The organism is Microbacterium phyllosphaerae (assembly GCF_017876435.1).
GTDB lineage: Bacteria > Actinomycetota > Actinomycetes > Actinomycetales > Microbacteriaceae > Microbacterium > Microbacterium phyllosphaerae.
This window is the reverse complement of the sequence record NZ_JAGIOA010000001.1, coordinates 2,448,343-2,464,666: the sequence shown is the minus strand read 5'-3', so window position 1 is coordinate 2,464,666 and position 16,324 is coordinate 2,448,343. Positions and strand designations below refer to the sequence as shown.

15 protein-coding genes are annotated in these 16,324 nt (G+C 68.9%); 14 read left to right on the top strand and 1 reads right to left on the bottom strand.

The features are described from left to right. Positions 1 to 153 precede the first annotated feature (153 nt). From nirB to JOF42_RS11555, 4 genes are read left to right on the top strand one after another with little or no spacing between them, the layout of a single operon-like run. The gene (gene nirB / locus JOF42_RS11570) at positions 154 to 2,733 is read left to right on the top strand and encodes a nitrite reductase large subunit NirB (RefSeq protein ID WP_210097989.1); all 2,580 of its coding nucleotides are present in this window, start codon (positions 154 to 156) and stop codon (positions 2,731 to 2,733) included. Beyond that, on the top strand, positions 2,730 to 3,098 hold the full coding sequence (gene nirD, locus JOF42_RS11565) for a nitrite reductase small subunit NirD (protein WP_210097988.1): 369 nt from the start codon (positions 2,730 to 2,732) through the stop codon (positions 3,096 to 3,098). The genes nirB and nirD overlap by 4 nt, the downstream gene beginning before the upstream one ends. Continuing rightward, entirely contained in the window at positions 3,095 to 3,862 is a 768-nt protein-coding gene (gene cobA, locus JOF42_RS11560) for a uroporphyrinogen-III C-methyltransferase (RefSeq protein ID WP_210097987.1), read from the top strand. The genes nirD and cobA overlap by 4 nt, the downstream gene beginning before the upstream one ends. Continuing rightward, positions 3,859 to 4,986, top strand: a complete 1,128-nt coding sequence (locus tag JOF42_RS11555; RefSeq protein ID WP_210097986.1) for a uroporphyrinogen-III synthase — start codon at positions 3,859 to 3,861, stop codon at positions 4,984 to 4,986. Before cobA ends, JOF42_RS11555 begins: the two co-directional genes overlap by 4 nt. A gap of 35 nt (positions 4,987 to 5,021) precedes the next feature. Here the strand turns inward: JOF42_RS11555 and JOF42_RS11550 are convergent, their stop codons facing one another. Continuing rightward, on the bottom strand, positions 5,022 to 5,324 hold the full coding sequence (locus JOF42_RS11550) for a hypothetical protein (protein WP_210097985.1): 303 nt from the start codon (positions 5,322 to 5,324) through the stop codon (positions 5,022 to 5,024). A gap of 112 nt (positions 5,325 to 5,436) precedes the next feature. Here JOF42_RS11550 and JOF42_RS11545 point away from each other — a divergent pair, with 112 nt between their 5' ends. From JOF42_RS11545 to aroB, 10 genes are all read left to right on the top strand, one after another. Further along, positions 5,437 to 6,768 carry a replication-associated recombination protein A gene (locus tag JOF42_RS11545; RefSeq protein ID WP_210097984.1) on the top strand — a complete coding sequence of 444 codons (1,332 nt, stop codon included), beginning with the start codon at positions 5,437 to 5,439 and terminating at the stop codon, positions 6,766 to 6,768. Between the two features lie 162 nt (positions 6,769 to 6,930). Beyond that, a complete protein-coding gene (rpsD, locus tag JOF42_RS11540) occupies positions 6,931 to 7,560 on the top strand; it encodes a 30S ribosomal protein S4 (RefSeq protein ID WP_210097983.1) in 630 nt (209 codons plus the stop codon). A 105-nt stretch (positions 7,561 to 7,665) separates the two neighbouring features. After that, on the top strand, positions 7,666 to 7,854 hold the full coding sequence (locus JOF42_RS11535; protein WP_060926815.1) for a hypothetical protein: 189 nt from the start codon (positions 7,666 to 7,668) through the stop codon (positions 7,852 to 7,854). A gap of 78 nt (positions 7,855 to 7,932) precedes the next feature. Continuing rightward, a complete protein-coding gene (alaS, locus tag JOF42_RS11530) occupies positions 7,933 to 10,593 on the top strand; it encodes an alanine--tRNA ligase (RefSeq protein WP_210097982.1) in 2,661 nt (886 codons plus the stop codon). Then, entirely contained in the window at positions 10,590 to 11,066 is a 477-nt protein-coding gene (gene ruvX, locus JOF42_RS11525; protein ID WP_210097981.1) for a Holliday junction resolvase RuvX, read from the top strand. The genes alaS and ruvX overlap by 4 nt, the downstream gene beginning before the upstream one ends. Further along, positions 11,066 to 12,637 carry an endolytic transglycosylase MltG gene (gene mltG / locus JOF42_RS11520; protein ID WP_210097980.1) on the top strand — a complete coding sequence of 524 codons (1,572 nt, stop codon included), beginning with the start codon at positions 11,066 to 11,068 and terminating at the stop codon, positions 12,635 to 12,637. Before ruvX ends, mltG begins: the two co-directional genes overlap by 1 nt. Next, positions 12,634 to 13,449, top strand: coding sequence for a shikimate dehydrogenase (locus JOF42_RS11515; protein ID WP_245340789.1), 816 nt, complete (start codon positions 12,634 to 12,636; stop codon positions 13,447 to 13,449). The genes mltG and JOF42_RS11515 overlap by 4 nt, the downstream gene beginning before the upstream one ends. Positions 13,450 to 13,502: 53 nt before the next feature. Then, positions 13,503 to 14,732 (top strand): chorismate synthase, encoded by a 1,230-nt coding sequence (gene aroC / locus JOF42_RS11510; protein ID WP_210097979.1) that lies wholly within the window; start codon positions 13,503 to 13,505, stop codon positions 14,730 to 14,732. Next, entirely contained in the window at positions 14,716 to 15,234 is a 519-nt protein-coding gene (locus tag JOF42_RS11505) for a shikimate kinase (RefSeq protein WP_210097978.1), read from the top strand. Before aroC ends, JOF42_RS11505 begins: the two co-directional genes overlap by 17 nt. Continuing rightward, positions 15,231 to 16,319 carry a 3-dehydroquinate synthase gene (gene aroB, locus JOF42_RS11500; protein ID WP_210097977.1) on the top strand — a complete coding sequence of 363 codons (1,089 nt, stop codon included), beginning with the start codon at positions 15,231 to 15,233 and terminating at the stop codon, positions 16,317 to 16,319. Before JOF42_RS11505 ends, aroB begins: the two co-directional genes overlap by 4 nt. Positions 16,320 to 16,324 lie beyond the last annotated feature (5 nt).

Sequence of the window (16,324 nt, the reverse complement as noted above, 5' to 3'; positions counted from 1 at the left end):
GAGAGCGACCTTCGGGTGTGGTCACCGCGTCTCACAACCATCGTTACCGTTCTGTGAGCAGAACGTTCGACGCACGAAACACCCGGCGTCACTTGCGGGAAACACCGTGCTCCTATCGTCGCCATCACGACGTCCCCCGGCGAATGGAGAAGCATGAACGAGGCCATCCTCACCCCAGAGGAGATCGTGGTCGTCGGAGCCGGCATGGTGGCGCACCGATTCGTCGAGAGCCTCATCAGCAGGGCCGAGAAGCCGATCCACGTCACCGTGATCGGAGACGAGGGGCGTCACCCGTACGACAGAGTGGGCTTGACGGGCTTCTTCTCGGGCGCGACCCCTGAGGCGCTCGAGCTCGACCGCTCGGTGTTCGACGACTTCCGTGTGCGGGTCATGACCGACGATCGCGTGCTGCGCATCGATCGCTCCGCGCGCACCGTCACGACGCGTTCCCGTCAGACGATCCCGTACGACACGCTCGTCCTCGCCACGGGTTCGTACGCGGCGAAGGTCGCGGTCGACGGCGCGGATCTGCCGGGGTGCTTCGTGTATCGGACTCTTGACGACGTCCGTCGGCTCAAGGACTTCGTCGAGTCGCGCAGCCGGATGCTGGGGCGTCCGCTCAAGGGCGCGGTCATCGGCGGAGGCCTGCTCGGGCTGGAGGCAGCGGGCGCGCTGCAGGGAATGGATGTCGAGTCGACCGTCGTGCAGTACTCCGATCGCCTGATGTCCGCGCAGCTGGACTCCGCCGGTGCGGGCATGTTGCGACGACTGCTCGAGGCCAGGGGCATCTCGGTGCGCACCGAATCGCGCACGACGCGTCTCGACCCTGACGCCTCCGGCGCGGTGACCGCGCTGGAGTTCCAGGACGGGTCGGTCGAGCGCGCCGACGTCGTGGTCTTCACCGTCGGCGTGCGCCCGCGGGACGAGCTCGCCCGCAACGCCGACATGCACGTCGAACCGCGCGGCGGCGTGGTCATCGACGACCGGTGCGCGACCTCCGACCCGCACATCCTCGCGATCGGGGAGGTCGCCAGCTTCGAGGGACGCTGTGTCGGGCTCGTGGCCCCGGGATACGCGATGGCGGAGGTCGCGGCGACCCGGCTGCTCGGCGGCGACGCGGTGTTCCCCGGATACGACGACTCGTCGAAGCTCAAGCTGTCGGGGGTCGACGTGGCGAGCTTCGGCGACGCGATGGCCGTCACCCCGAACGCGCTCGACGTGGTCTATGCGGACCCTGTCGCGGGCGTCTACAAGAAGCTGGTGCTCTCCGACGACGCACAGACGCTGCTCGGCGGCATCCTGGTCGGAGATGCCGCCGCCTATGGGGCACTGCGCCCGCTCGTGGGTGCCGCACTCGGCGCTGACCCCGCTGCGTATCTGCTGCCTGAGGGCGGGAACGAGGCACCCGGCGGCGAACTCCCCGACGCAGCCGTGGTCTGCTCGTGCTCGAACGTGACCGCGGGTCGCATCCGTCAGGCGGTGCACGAGGAGGGATGCGCGGACGCGGCGTCGGTCAAGGGATGCACGAAGGCGGGAGCCACCTGCGGATCCTGCGTCCTGATGGTGAAGAAGGTCGTCGGGCAGGAGCTCACGAAGCTCGGTCAGACGGTGTCGCACGCGCTGTGCGAGCACTTCGACCTCTCGCGCCGCCAGCTGTTCGACGCCGTGCAGGTCGCACAGCTCACGACGTTCAGCTCGATCGTCGAGCGCTTCGGCCGGGGCAGGGGCTGCGATATCTGCAAGCCGGCGATCGCCAGCATCCTGTCGGTGCTCGTGGGAGCGCACGTGCTCGACGGCGAGAACGCGACGTTGCAGGACACCAACGACCACGTGATGGCCAACATGCAGAAGGACGGCACGTACTCGGTCGTCCCGAGGATGGCCGGCGGCGAGGTCACTCCGGAGGGGCTCATCGCGATCGGCCAGATCGCAAAGGACTACGCCCTCTACACGAAGATCACCGGCGGCCAGCGGATCGACATGTTCGGCGCACGCCTCGAGCAGCTGCCGTCGATCTGGCAGCGCCTCGTCGATGCCGGTTTCGAATCAGGACAGGCGTACGGCAAATCGCTGCGCACGGTGAAGTCGTGCGTGGGCTCGACCTGGTGCCGATACGGGGTCCTCGACGCCGTCGGCATGGCGGTGAAGCTCGAGCTGCGTTACCGCGGGCTGCGCGCGCCCCACAAGCTGAAGCTCGGCGTCTCCGGGTGCGCGCGCGAGTGCGCCGAGGCGCGCGGCAAGGATGTCGGGGTCATCGCGACCGAGACCGGCTGGAACATGTATGTCGGGGGCAACGGCGGATTCTCACCCAGGCACGCGGAACTCCTCGCATCGGACCTCGACGATGACGGGCTCATCCGGGCGATCGACCGCTTCTTCATGTACTACATCCGCACAGCCGATCGACTGCAGCGCACGGCACCGTGGTGCGCGGAACTGGAGGGCGGGCTCGACGGCCTGCGCAGCGTGATCTTCGACGATTCGCTGGGGATCTGCGACGATCTCGACGCGGCCATGGCCCACCACGTCGATCGTTACGAGGACGAATGGGCGGCCACGCTCCGCGATCCCGTCAAGCTCGAGCGTTTCCGGTCGTTCGTCAACGCCGCGGACACACCGGATCCTTCGCTCGCGTACGTCTCGGAGCGGGGCCAGATCCGACCGGCCACGTCCGAGGAGCGCCGGACCGGCGGCGTCCTGATCGCCGGCACCGCGTTGGAGGTGCGGCGATGAGCATCGTCGTCGACACCGCCACCGGCACACGCGTCTGCACGCTCGACGACCTCGAGGTCGAACGCGGGCGAGCCGCGCTCATCGACGGCGAGCAGGTCGCGCTGTTCCTGCTCCCGGACGGCACCGTGCACGCGGTGGACAACCTCGATCCGTACAGCGACGCCCACGTGATCTCCCGGGGCATCGTCGGGACCCGAGGTGACGTGCCGACCGTCGCCTCGCCTCTGCACAAGCAGGTCTTCGATCTGCGCACGGGGGAATGCCTCGACACGCAGGGCAAGGGTGAGGCGAGGCTCCGCGTGTGGCCGGTGGCGGTGATCGCCGGGACCGTCTACGTGGGCTCCCCGGAAGGCGCTGCGCCATGAGACGCGCGCTGGTCGGTCGCGTCGACCTGATCGGCGGAGGACCGGGTCCGGCCGACCTCATGACGGTGCGCGCGTACCGTCTGCTGATGGCCGCAGACGTCGTCGTGGCCGATCGTCTCGGCCCCTTCGAAGAGCTGCGCGGAGAGCTCGACGCGCACGTCGAGGTGATCGACGTGGGGAAGAGTCCGGGGCATCACCCGGTGCCGCAGCACGAGATCAACGAGCTTCTGGTCGCACACGCACTCGCGGGTCGGCGGGTCGTGCGCCTCAAGGGAGGAGATCCGTTCGTCCTCGGCCGGGGAGGAGAGGAGGTCCTGGCGTGCGAGGCGGCCGGAGTCCCGGTCACCGTCACCCCCGGGATCAGCAGCGCGATCTCGGTTCCTCAGGCAGCGGGCATCCCGGTCACGCATCGGGGCGTCGCAGCCGCGGTGCACATCGTCAACGGACACGGTGACCTCACGCCGAGTGCCCTCGAAGCGCTGGCAGATCCGACCGTGACGACGGTCGTGCTGATGGGAGTGGCCTCTCTCCCACGTCTCGCCGCCAGGGCGGCGCGACACGGAGTTCCGGGAGACACCCCGGTCGCGATCGTCGAGAACGGTCACACCGAACGTCAACGGACGATCCGCAGCACCCTCGCCGAGGTCGTCGTCGATGCGGTCGCCGCTCAGGTCGTGAACCCCGCGGTGATCGTGATCGGGCAGGTCGCACGCGCGGGCCTTCTTCTGCCGACCGCCACGATGCTGTCCGAGAGCGTCACGTGACCACCGTGCGCACGCTCGACTCCGCCCTCGCCGGCTGCACGATCATCGTCGCGGCGGATCGTCGCTCCGTGGACCTCGCGGCCGCTCTCGAGCGCCGCGGTGCGGTGGTGCACCGCGCGCCGGCGCTGAGCATCGTGACCAACGCCGACGACGCCGAGCTGATCGCCCGCACCGAACTCGTCATCGCGACTCCGCCGGACATCGTGATCGTCACCACCGGTGTGGGATTCCGCGGGTGGATGGACGCGGCCCACGAGCACGGACTCGACGAGCAGCTCTTCGCGGCGCTCGAGAACGCGCATTTCGTCGCCAGAGGGCCGAAGGCCCACGGAGCGATCCAGCAGGCAGGCTTCGCCGCCGACTGGGTCGCCGAGTCCGAGACGTCCGCCGAGGTCGGGGAGTACCTCCTCGCCTCCGGGGTCGGTGGCAAGCGTGTGCTCGTGCAGCACCACGGCGCCGGCTCCGATGGTCTCGACGAACTCCTGGCGGACGCCGGTGCGGACGTCCTGAGCATCACGGTCTACCGCTGGGGACCGCCGCCCAACCCTGAGATCGTGAGGCGCTCGGCCCTTCAGGCCGCGAGCGGCGAGGCGGATGCCGTGCTCTTCACCTCGGCGCCGGGCGCTGCATCCTGGCTCGCGTTCGCCGAGCAGGCGGAGGCACTCGAACGGATCCGTCGTCGTGCCGAGAGCGGTCGTCTGCTCCTGGCATCCGTCGGGCCGATCACCGCCGCGCCCCTGCACGCCGCAGAGCTGCGGACGACGATCGCCGACCGTGGTCGCCTCGGATCGCTCGCGCGGACCGTGATCGCGCACTTCGGGGGAGGCAGGGCGCCGTCTCTGCCGACCGATGCCGGTCGCGTCGAGGTCCGCAGCGGTGGCGTGCTCGTCGGCGGCGAGTTCATACCGCTCTCACGCTCTGCCGCGGCGCTCATCGAGGCGCTGGCCGCTGCGGGCGGTCGGGTGCTCTCACGCGCCGAGCTCGGGGGAGTGCTGCCGGGGGCCGAGCGCAACCCGCACGCCGTGGAGGTCGCTGTCGCGAGGCTTCGCGACGCGCTCGGCAGCAATGAGCTGATCCACACGGTGGTCAAGCGCGGATACCGCCTCGCCGTCACCGAAGACTGATCGCCGACCGGGCGACGCGCCGGGTCAGTGCGTCGTCACTCCGCGGGCGCGTCGGTGGGGAGGTCGGTGGGCAGCGGGGTCGTGGACTCCGTCGGAGCGGGTGCGTCCGTCTGCTCGACGGTGGGCGTCGGTGCGGGAGCCGGCGGGTTCACCTGCGCGTACGCCACCTGACTCGCGACCGCACCGGCGACGACCAAGGCGCCGACGATGACGGCGACTGCGTTGTCGCGAGTGCGACGGCGAACCTGTCCCTCGTGCCATGACGTACGGGCGGCGTGGAGTCGTGCACGCTCCGCCTCGGTGCGCTGCTGTGCGCTCTTGGACCCGCGTCCGGCCATTGCGTGCTCCCTTACTGGACGTGAATGTGCGACGTCGCCTGAGAGCTTATCGTCGCGAGTGCCGCGCACCGTTCCTGCCCGAAGTGTCCGCACCCCGCGTTAGCCTGGACGGATGACATCCGCAGCCGCACTGCTCTCCGGGCAGACGCCTCTCGCTGTGCGCATGCGCCCGGTCTCGCTCGACGAGGTGGCGGGCCAGAAGCACCTGCTGCGCGCGGGGTCTCCGATCGTGGCACTCGCCGATCCGGCGGCCAGCTCACCCGGCGCGGTGTCGATCATCCTCTGGGGCCCTCCAGGCACGGGGAAGACCACGCTCGCCCAGGCCATCGCGCGGTCGTCCGGACGACGATTCGTCGAGCTCTCCGCGATCACGGCGGGCGTGAAGGACGTGCGCGAAGTGATGCAGGAGGCGATCACGCAGCGCGACCTGTACGGGCAGACGACCATCCTGTTCCTCGACGAGATCCACCGGTTCACCAAGGCGCAGCAGGACGCGCTGCTGCCAGGGGTCGAGAACGGATGGGTGCTGCTGATCGCCGCGACCACCGAGAACCCCTCGTTCTCGGTGATCTCACCGCTGCTGTCCCGATCGCTGCTGCTCACCCTGCAGCCCCTGACCGACGACGACATCGGAGTCCTCGTCGATCGAGCTGTGACGGACGCTCGGGGCCTGAACGGAGCGGTCACGCTCGCCGATGACGCGCGGGCCGCGCTCATCAGGCTCGCCTCCGGCGACGCACGGCGGGCGCTCACGGGGCTCGAGGCCGCGGCCGCGGTGGCGCTGTCGAACGGCGAAGACGGTGTGGTTCCCGCCGCGACGGCGGATGATGTGGCGCAGGCGGTCGACAAGGCGCTGCTGAGGTACGACCGCCAGGGCGATGAGCACTATGACGTCATCAGCGCGTTCATCAAGTCCATCCGGGGCTCCGATCCGGATGCCGCGCTCCACTACCTCGCCCGGATGATCGAGGCCGGGGAAGACCCGCGGTTCATCGCCAGGCGTCTCGTCATCTCCGCGTCGGAGGACGTGGGACTCGCGGACCCGCAGGGCCTCGTGATCGCCGTCGCGGCCGCTGACGCCGTCGCGTTCATCGGCATGCCTGAAGGACGCATCCCGCTGGCGGAGGCCACGGTCTACCTCGCGACGACCGCGAAGTCGAACGCGGCATATTCGGGCATCGACGCCGCGATCGCCGACATCCGCTCCGGCGGGTTCGGCCGGGTCCCGCTGCATCTGCGCGACGCCCACTACCCGGGGGCGAAGCGCCTCGGTCACGGGCGCGGCTACGTCTACCCCCACGACAGCGAGTTCGGCATCCTTCCGCAGCAGTATCTGCCCGACGAGCTGCAGGGCAGGCGCTACTACGAGCCCAAGAACCTCGGGGCCGAACGCGACATCTCGGCACGTCTCGAACGCATCCGTCGCATCCTCGACGGGCGTTGATCCCGGATCTGTTAGACTGGATCGGCTCGAAACCGAGTTTTCGGGCATCTCCTCGTTCACACCACACCTTGCTGGCGCCCCGGCGTGCGCTCCAAGGCAGAACGCGGACGATACGTCCGTGAGTCGCGAAAGACGCGACCACGTCATCGGAAGGAACGCTTCGTGACCACGAAGTCCCAGGACCGCCGCAAGGTTCGTCTGAGCCGTGCCCTCGGCATCCCGCTCACCCCGAAGGCCGCCCGCTACCTCGAGAAGCGTCCCTACGCTCCGGGTGAGCACGGCCGCACCAAGCGCAAGGCAGACAGCGACTACGCCGTCCGTCTGCGTGAGAAGCAGCGTCTGCGCGAGCAGTACGGCATCCGCGAGAAGCAGATGCGCAACACGTTCAACGAGGCTCGTCGTCAGGATGGCCTGACCGGTGAGAACCTGGTCGAGCTCCTCGAGATGCGTCTCGACGCTCTCGTCGTGCGTTCGGGCTTCGCCCGCACCACCGCGCAGGCTCGCCAGCTCGTCGTGCACCGCCACATCCTCGTCGACGGCCAGCTCGTCGACCGCCCGTCCTTCCGCGTGAAGCCGGGTCAGCTCATCCACGTCAAGGCCAAGAGCGAGGGCACCGAGCCCTTCCAGGTCGCAGCCGCCGGCGGTCACGCCGAGGTCCTGCCTCCCGTTCCCGGCTACCTCGAGGTCGAGCTCGACAAGCTCCAGGCTCGCCTGGTTCGTCGCCCGAAGCGCGTCGAGGTCCCCGTGACCTGTGAAGTGCAGCTCGTCGTCGAGTACTACGCAGCTCGCTGAGTTCAGCTTTTCCGCAGAAGGCGTCGGGGTCACCCGACGCCTTCTGTCGTTTCCGCATACGATGGAGGCACCGCGCCCTCGCGGGCCAAAGGCAAGGATGGCGACATGAAGAATGTGCTGTGGTTCCTGATCGGTGTGATCGGCGGCTTCGTCGCGGCGCATTTCATGAACAAGGACCCGCGCGGTCACGACATCCTCGCCGAGGTCGACGCTCGCTTCAACGAGTTCACCGGGATCATCGGTGACGCCTACCGCGAGCAGCAGGCGCGACTCACAGACCCCGCGGACGACTGAGCGCCGCGGCCGGTCGGCCGCCCGCGCTCCGCGTCCGCACTTCCACACACCCTGTACGCAAGGACACCTGGCACCCCTATGAAAACTGCGGACATCGCGCAGCGCTACCTCGATTTCTTCGAGAAGAACGACCACGTCATCGTCCCGTCGGCCTCGCTGGTGAGCGACGATCCGTCCCTGCTCTTCACGGTCGCCGGCATGGTGCCGATGATCCCGTACCTCACGGGCGTCGTTCCGGCTCCGCACCCGCGCATCGCCGACCTGCAGAAGTGCATCCGCACCAACGACATCGAAGAGGTCGGCAAGACCGCGCGTCACGGCACGTTCTTCCAGATGATGGGCAACTGGTCGTTCGGCGACTACTTCAAAGAGGGCGCCATCCGCTATGCGTGGGAGCTGCTGACGAGCTCCGAGTCCGACGGTGGTCTGGGCTTCGACGAGAAGGACCTCTGGGTCACCGTCTATGAGACGGATGACGAAGCGGAGGCGATCTGGCGCGACATCATCGGGCTCAAGCCCGAGCGCATCCAGCGACTCGGCCGCGCCGACAATTACTGGAACACCGGTCAGCCCGGCCCCGGCGGCCCGGACTCCGAGATCTTCTTCGACCGAGGCCCCGCCTACGGCAAGGACGGCGGCCCTGCGGCCGACGACTCGCGGTTCCTGGAGATCTGGAACCTCGTCTTCATGCAGGACTTCATCGAGAACATCCGCGGCAAGACGGAGTTCGACATCGTGGGGGAACTGCCCCAGAAGAACATCGACACCGGGATGGGTCTCGAGCGCGTCGCGTTCCTCAAGCAGGGCGTCGAGAACATGTACGAGACCGACCAGGTGCGTCCGGTCCTCGATCGCGCCGTCGAGCTCTCGGGCCGCCGCTACGGCGCGGCGCACGAGGATGACGTCCGGTTCCGAGTGATCGCGGACCACGTCCGGTCCTCGTTGATGCTGCTGTCCGACGGCGTGCGCCCGTCGAACGAGGGGCGCGGCTACATCCTCCGACGCCTCATGCGTCGCACTGTGCGTTCGATGCGTCTGCTCGGCGTCGACGAGCCGGTCTTCCCCGAGCTCTTCGCCACTTCGCGTGACGCCATGAAGTCGGCGTATCCCGTGCTCGAAAAGGAGTGGTCGACGCTGTCGGCCGCCGCCTTCGCCGAGGAGGAGACGTTCCGGCGCACCCTCGCGTCGGGCTCGACGATCCTCGACCTCGCCCTCGACGAGACGAAGAAGAAGGGCCACGGATCGCTGAGCGGTCGCGAAGCGTTCCTGCTTCACGACACCTACGGATTCCCGATCGACCTCACGCTCGAGGTCGCCGAGGAAGCGGGCCTCAACGTCGATCGCGCCGCATTCGACTCCCTGATGCAGGAGCAGCGCACCCGTGCGAAGGACGATGCGCGCAATCGCAAGCGCCAGCTCGCGGACGTCTCCGTCTACCGCGATCTGCGCGCGATGGGCGAGACCGGCTTCGACGGCTACAGCGAGCTCGAGGTCGACTCGCGCATCCTCGGCATCCTGGTCGACGGCCAGGTCGTGACGAGTGCCGCCGAGGGGCAGATCGCCGAGGTCGTACTCGCCGAGACGACGCTGTACGCCGAGTCGGGTGGCCAGGTCGCCGACAAGGGAGTGATCGTCGGTGCGGGCTTCGAGCTCGACGTGCTCGACGTGCAGCGACCGGTTCCCGGCCTCATCAGTCACACGGTCGAGGTGACGCGCGGATCCGTGGCGGTCGACGATGCGGCGACCACGGTCGTCGACGCGGCGAACCGCCGCGCCGCTCGTCAGGCGCACTCGGCGACGCACCTCGTGCACGCGGCGCTCCGCGACACGCTCGGCCCCACGGCCACCCAGGCCGGTTCGCTGAACCGTGCCGGCTACATGCGGTTCGACTTCTCGTGGTCTCAGGCGCTCTCGACGCAGACCCGCACCGAGATCGAGGAGATCACCAACCGTGCCGTCAACGACGCACTCGAAGTCACGACCCGCATCCTGACGCTCGACGAGGCGAAAGAGGCCGGCGCGATGGCCCTCTTCGGCGAGAAGTACGGTGACGTGGTGCGCATGGTCGACATCGGCGGTCCCTGGTCGCGTGAGCTCTGCGCGGGGACCCACGTCAGCACCAGTGCGGAGATCGGTCTCGTCAGCGTCGTGGGCGAGTCGTCGGTCGGTGCATCGAACCGTCGCATCGAAGCGCTGGTCGGCCAGGACGCATTCCGCGAACTCGCTGCAGAGCGCGCACTCGTCTCCCAGCTGACGACTTCGCTCAAGACTCCGCGAGACCAGCTCGCCGAGCGCATCGCCGACCTCTCCGCCAGCCTGAAGGCGGCGGAGAAGCGCATCGCCCAGTTCGAGTCCAAGGAGCGGGCAGGTCAGATCCCGGCCATCGCCGACGCCGCGGGTCGAGTGGGAGCGTTCCTCGTCGCGGCCCAGTCGCTCGGCGAGGTCGCGTCGGCCGACGACGTGCGCGAACTGGTGCTGGGCGTCCGTGAACGCCTCGGATCCGACGCCGCGGTGGTCGCCCTCGGTGCCGTCGTCAACGGTCGCCCCGTCGTCGTCGTCGCCACGAACGACGCCGCACGCGCCGCGGGCGCGAAGGCCGGTGCGCTCGCGAAGCGCGCCGCGTCGGTTCTCGGCGGCGGAGGCGGCGGTCGTGATGACGTCGCACAGGGCGGCGGGACGGATGCTTCGGCACTCACCTCGGCGCTCGAGGCCGTCTCGCAGGAGCTGCAGTCAGCGTGAGCGGCTTCCGCCGTGGTGTGCGGCTCGGTGTCGATGTCGGACGCGCTCGCGTCGGGGTCGCTCGCTGCGACCCCGACGGCATGCTCGCCGTCCCCGTCGAGACGGTACAGCGAAACGAGTCGTCGATCGATCGCATCGCGACGATCGCACTCGACTTCGATGTGCTCGAGTTCGTCGTCGGTCTGCCCGTCAACATGCAGGGCGCGGATACGCCCTCCACGACGGATGCGCGCGAATTCGCGGCCGCGCTGCAGGTGCGTACCGGCACGCCCGTACGGCTCGTCGACGAGCGTCTGAGTACGGTCACCGCACACGCCGCCTTGCGTTCTTCGGGCAGATCCCAGAAGAACTCTCGTAGCATTGTGGATCAGATCGCCGCAGTGGTCCTGCTGCAGCAGGCGATCGACACGGAGAAGAGCACCGGAAACCCGCCTGGTGCCACTGTTCCGCTCGACGAGGAGTCCCCCCGATAATGCCCGAACGTGAGAACGCGTCACCTCAGCATGATCCGGACGCCCGTCTGGGCGATCTGTTCGAGAACCTCCCCGAACCGTCGCAGCAGCTTCCGACGGTCGACAACACTCCGCCTCCGCCCGGATCGCGCAGAGCGGCCCGCGAGGCTGCGAGGTCGACGGGCGCCCGTGCGTCCACTCCTCCTGCCGCAGACTCACCTGACGAGCAGGATCTCGCCACCAGGGCGCTCCCGACGACGTCGGCAACTGATGCTTCAGCCGGTGCGCGTGTGCAGGACTCCGACACGCGGTCTGCCGGTGAGGAGCCGCCGCTGACCGCCTCCGATCCGGACCGCGCTCCTGACGAGGGAAGCGCGCAGACCGCGCCCGAGCCCGTCGATGCGGAGGTCGCCGCCGCATCATCGACCACGGCCTCGTCCGGAGGCGGCGGTCGCCTGGAGGATCTCTTCCACGCGCACCCCGATGAGGATTCCGACGGGCGCGCGCCGAAGAAGAAGCGACGCACCGGCTGCCTCGTCGCCCTGATCATCGTGCTCGCGGTGATCGGTGGACTGGTGGCGGGTGGCGTGTGGGCGTTCAACACGTATGGCGACAAGATCAGCGACGCACTCGGCTGGGGCGAGCCCGCCGACTGGGAACCCGGTCTCGCCGAGGGCGAGGTGCTCGTGACCATCCAGGACGGCGACACCGGGTCTCCCGTGTCGACCGCACTGCACGAGGCGGGCGTGACGCGCACCGATGAGGTCTTCTACGACTACCTGGTGAAGGAGGGCATCTCGGTCACGTTCTATCCCGGGATCTACCGCCTCCAGGAGAAGATGACGGCCGAGGCCGCACTCGAGGCGATCCAGAATCCTGCGAACAAGCTCGAGAACTCGGCGAGCGTCGGTGAAGGCGCGACGATCGAGTCATCGCTTCCGGGCATGGCCGAGTCTCTGGGGATGCCTCTCGAGGACCTCCAGGCCGCGGTCGACGCCGACCCCGCGACCTACGGCGTTGACGCGCAGAGCCTCGAAGGGTGGCTGTTCCCCGCCGTGTACACGTTCGATCCCGGTGTGACCGCCACTCAGGTCATCCAGCGCATGGTGGATCGCACGCAGGAGTCGTTGGATGCGGCGGGCGTCCCCGCCGAAGACGCTCAGCGCGTGCTGACGATCGCGTCCATCATCCAGCGCGAGGGACTCACGGCCGACTTCCCGAAGGTGTCGCGCGTGATTCAGAACCGCCTCGACATCGACATGAAGCTCCAGATGGATTCGACGGCCCAGTACGGGTACGGCTCCCTGCACGAAGGCGTCGTTTCGAGCTCCGCGGAAGCCCTCGAAGACGACAACGCCTGGAACACCTACGTGCACACGGGGCTTCCGGTCACGCCGATCGCGAGCCCGAGCGACGCCGCGATCGACGCCGCGATGCACCCGGTGGACGGACCATGGCTCTACTTCGTGACGGTGAACCTCGCGACAGGTGAGACGCAGTTCTCGGTGACGTACGAGGAGCATCTCCAGGGCGTCGAGAAATGGGAGAAGTGGTGCCAGGAGAACCCCGACGGAGGATGCTCGGCCGGATGATGCCTCGGCAGCTCGCGGTGTGGGGTGACCCGATCGCACACTCGAAGTCGCCCCGGCTGCACGCGGCCGCATACGGCGTTCTCGGTCTCGACTGGGACTATTCCCGCAGGCAGGTCGACGAGGTCGGCTTCGTGGAGGCGCTGGCGGGGCTGGACCGGTCGTGGATCGGCCTGTCGCTCACGATGCCGCTGAAGGAGCAGGCCCACCGGGCGGCAGAGGTTCGCGACCGATACGCAGACCTGACGGGCGCGGTCAACACGCTGCTCCTGAGCGACCGCATCCACGGCTTCAACACCGATGTCGGCGGCATCGTCGATGCCCTCGCGGAGCACGGTCTCGACGGTCTCGGTCGGGTGCGCATCGTCGGCGCGGGCGCGACGGCCTCATCCGCTCTCGTGGCAGCGGCCGAGTCCGGCGCCGACACGGTCGAGGTGCGTGCGCGTCGCCCGGAACGTGCGAAAGGCCTCGTCGAGCTGGGGGAGCGGCTGGGCGTCGCCGTCACCGCCGCCTCGTTCGACGGGGCTTTCGACGGCGTCGATCTCACCATCGCGACGCTTCCGAGCGGGACAGCGCTGGAGGAGTCGGTCGCGGCAGGACTGGGCGATGCCGGCGGAGCCCTGTTCGACGTCGCATACGCCCCCTGGCCGTCCGCGCTCGCGTCGCGCTGGTCCGACGGCCGCCCGACGATCTCGGGACAGGGGATGCTGCTGCATCAGGCCGTCCGTCAGATCCGGGTCTTCCTCCACGGCGATCAGACCGTCGCGCTGCCCTCGGAGGCCGATGTGATCCGCGCGATGCGAGCGGTTCTGTAACCACGGACGACACGCGGCACGAGTCTGGTCGAAACGCGTGGGAGACTAGAGCAATGCTCCGCGTGCTCACGGCCGGCGAATCGCACGGCCCAGAACTCATTGCCGTCATGGAGGGTCTGCCCTCGGGCGTGCCCGTGTCTTCCGAGGCGATCCAGGCCGATCTGGCACGCCGCAAGCTGGGCTACGGTCGCGGCTCGCGGATGAAGTTCGAACAGGACGAGCTGACCATCTCAGGCGGCGTCCGCCATGGCAAGACCCTCGGCAGCCCGATCGCCCTGCGCATCGGCAACACCGAGTGGCCGAAGTGGATCGAGGTCATGAACCCCGAACCCGTCGAGCTCACCGACAAGTCGCGCGGCCGCAGCGCTCCGCTGACCCGTCCGCGCCCGGGTCATGCCGATCTCGTCGGGATGCAGAAGTATGACTTCGATGAGGCTCGGCCGATCCTCGAGCGCGCGAGCGCGCGCGAGACCGCGGCCCGTGTCGCACTCGGCGCGATCGCCCGGTCGTTCCTGGGCGAGCTGGGCATCCGCCTCGTCAGCCACACGCTGTCGATCGGGCCCGTGCAGGTGCCGGCCGGTTCTGCGCTGCCGACTCCCGATGACGTCGAGGCGCTCGACGCCGATCCACTGCGCTGCTTCGATCCGGCCACGTCCGCCCTCATGGTGGCAGAGGTCGACGATGCCAAGAAGGACGGCGACACCCTCGGCGGCATCGTCGAGGTCCTCGCCTACGGCCTCCCGCCTGGGCTGGGATCCCACGTGCACTGGGACCGTCGACTCGACGCGCGTCTCGCGCAGGCGCTCATGAGCATCCAGGCGATCAAGGGCGTCGAGGTCGGCGACGGCTTCGAGACGACCCGTCGACGTGGTTCCGCAGCGCACGATGAGCTGTTCGCCACGGCGGACGGCATCTCCCGAGGCTCGGACCGCGCGGGCGGCACCGAGGGCGGGATGTCGACCGGTACGGTGCTGCGCGTGCGCGCGGGGATGAAGCCCATCGCGACCGTGCCGCATGCTCTCCGCACGATCGACATCGCCTCGGGCGAGGACGCCACCGCGCACCACCAGCGCTCGGACGTGTGCGCGGTACCCGCCGCGGGCGTCGTCGCCGAGGCGATGGTCGCGGTCGAGCTCGCCAACGCCGTGCTCGAGAAGTTCGGCGGAGACAGCATCCGCGAGACGCGCCGCAACCTCGAAGGCTACCTCGACGGGATCCCCGCCGAACTGCGCACGACACCTGCGTCCGAGGCGGCGCTCATCGCGCATGACGAGCGAGGCTGAGCAGCTGACGCTGGTTCTCGTCGGTCCGATGGCGGCCGGCAAGACCAGCGTCGGACGCCGTGTCGCGAAGAAGCTCGGCGTGCCCTTCGTCGACACCGACAAGCGCGTCGTCGCTGCACACGGGCCCATCCCTGCGATCTTCGCCGACCACGGGGAGGCGCATTTCCGCTCGCTCGAGCGCGCCGAGGTGGCCGCCGCTCTGAGCACGGGTGGAGTGGTCTCCCTCGGAGGCGGAGCCGTGACCGATCCGGGAACACGGGCGCTGCTGCTCGAGCATCCCGTGGTCTTCCTGACCGTGTCGCCGGAGGTGGTCGTGCATCGCATCAACGCCGGTGGTCGACCGCTGCTCGCGGGAGACGACCCGGTCGGGCGATGGACGCAGATCTTCGAAGAACGTCGAGGCTGGTACGACGAGGTGGCATCCGTGACGTTCGACACGTCTCGGCGCCCCATGCAGCGCATCGCCGACGACATCGTGGCCTGGAGGAGAGAACTGGCATGAGCACCACCACCATCAGCGTGACGGGGGAGACCCCGTACGACATCACCATCGGACGAGGGATCCTCGATCAGGTCTCCGCGGCTCTGGATCCCGGGGTGCGCAAGATCCTCGTCGTGCACCCTCCGACGCTCGCGGCCCGCGCCGCCGAGCTGCGCGATCGGCTTCTGGCCGACGTCGAGAACGGACCGCGCGAGGTGCTGCTGGCCGAGGTGCCGGATGCGGAGCAGGGCAAGCGCATCGAGGTCGCGGCGTTCTGCTGGCAGGTCATGGGCCAGGCCGACTTCACCCGCACGGATGCCGTCGTCGGCTACGGCGGCGGCGCGGTCACGGATCTCGCGGGCTTCGTGGCGGCGACCTGGCTGCGCGGAGTGCAGGTCGTCCAGGTGCCGACGACGGTGCTCGGACTCGTCGACGCCTCGGTCGGCGGGAAGACGGGGATCAACACCGCCGAGGGGAAGAACCTCGTGGGCGCCTTCTGGGCTCCGCGCGCCGTGATCGGCGATCTCGACGAGCTCGCGAGCCTCAGCCCGAACGAGGCGACCGCAGGGTTCGCCGAGGTCGCGAAGGCCGGTTTCATCTGGGCACCCGAGATCCTCGACATCATCGAGGCCGATCCGGCGCGCGCCGTCGACACGACGACCCCCGAGTTCCGTCGTGCGGTCGAACTCGCGATCGACATGAAGGCGAAGGTCGTCTCCGACGACTTCCGGGAGGCGGGGCAGCGCGAGATCCTCAACTACGGTCACACGCTCGGCCATGCGATCGAGCATGCGGAGCGCTACCGGTGGCGCCACGGCGCGGCGATCTCGATCGGGATGCTGTACGCGGCGGAGCTGTCACGGCTCGCCGGACGCCTCTCGGACGACGCCGCGGAGCGCCACCGCACGATCCTCGAATCGCTGGGCCTTCCGACCGGGTACCGCGCGGGTGCCTGGCCGCAGCTGCTGGCGACGATGCAGCGTGACAAGAAGAGCCGAGGCGGGATGCTGCGCTTCATCCTGCTCGACGACATCGCGAAGCCCACGGTGCTGCAGGCACCCGACGAATCGCTGCTGTTCGCCGCGTACCAGGAGATCGGCGACTGATACTG

What these genes read in the sequence shown, in the direction of transcription:
- mltG (WP_210097980.1), top strand. Translation starts at nt 11,066, where the DNA reads ATGCCCGAACGTGAGAACGCGTCACCTCAGCATGATCCGGACGCCCGT.
- JOF42_RS11535 (WP_060926815.1), top strand. Translation starts at nt 7,666, where the DNA reads ATGAAGAATGTGCTGTGGTTCCTGATCGGTGTGATCGGCGGCTTCGTC.
- cobA (WP_210097987.1), top strand. Translation starts at nt 3,095, where the DNA reads ATGAGACGCGCGCTGGTCGGTCGCGTCGACCTGATCGGCGGAGGACCG.
- JOF42_RS11550 (WP_210097985.1), bottom strand. Translation starts at nt 5,324, where the DNA reads ATGGCCGGACGCGGGTCCAAGAGCGCACAGCAGCGCACCGAGGCGGAG.
- alaS (WP_210097982.1), top strand. Translation starts at nt 7,933, where the DNA reads ATGAAAACTGCGGACATCGCGCAGCGCTACCTCGATTTCTTCGAGAAG.
- nirD (WP_210097988.1), top strand. Translation starts at nt 2,730, where the DNA reads ATGAGCATCGTCGTCGACACCGCCACCGGCACACGCGTCTGCACGCTC.
- aroC (WP_210097979.1), top strand. Translation starts at nt 13,503, where the DNA reads ATGCTCCGCGTGCTCACGGCCGGCGAATCGCACGGCCCAGAACTCATT.
- JOF42_RS11505 (WP_210097978.1), top strand. Translation starts at nt 14,716, where the DNA reads ATGACGAGCGAGGCTGAGCAGCTGACGCTGGTTCTCGTCGGTCCGATG.
- JOF42_RS11545 (WP_210097984.1), top strand. Translation starts at nt 5,437, where the DNA reads ATGACATCCGCAGCCGCACTGCTCTCCGGGCAGACGCCTCTCGCTGTG.
- JOF42_RS11515 (WP_245340789.1), top strand. Translation starts at nt 12,634, where the DNA reads ATGATGCCTCGGCAGCTCGCGGTGTGGGGTGACCCGATCGCACACTCG.
- nirB (WP_210097989.1), top strand. Translation starts at nt 154, where the DNA reads ATGAACGAGGCCATCCTCACCCCAGAGGAGATCGTGGTCGTCGGAGCC.
- aroB (WP_210097977.1), top strand. Translation starts at nt 15,231, where the DNA reads ATGAGCACCACCACCATCAGCGTGACGGGGGAGACCCCGTACGACATC.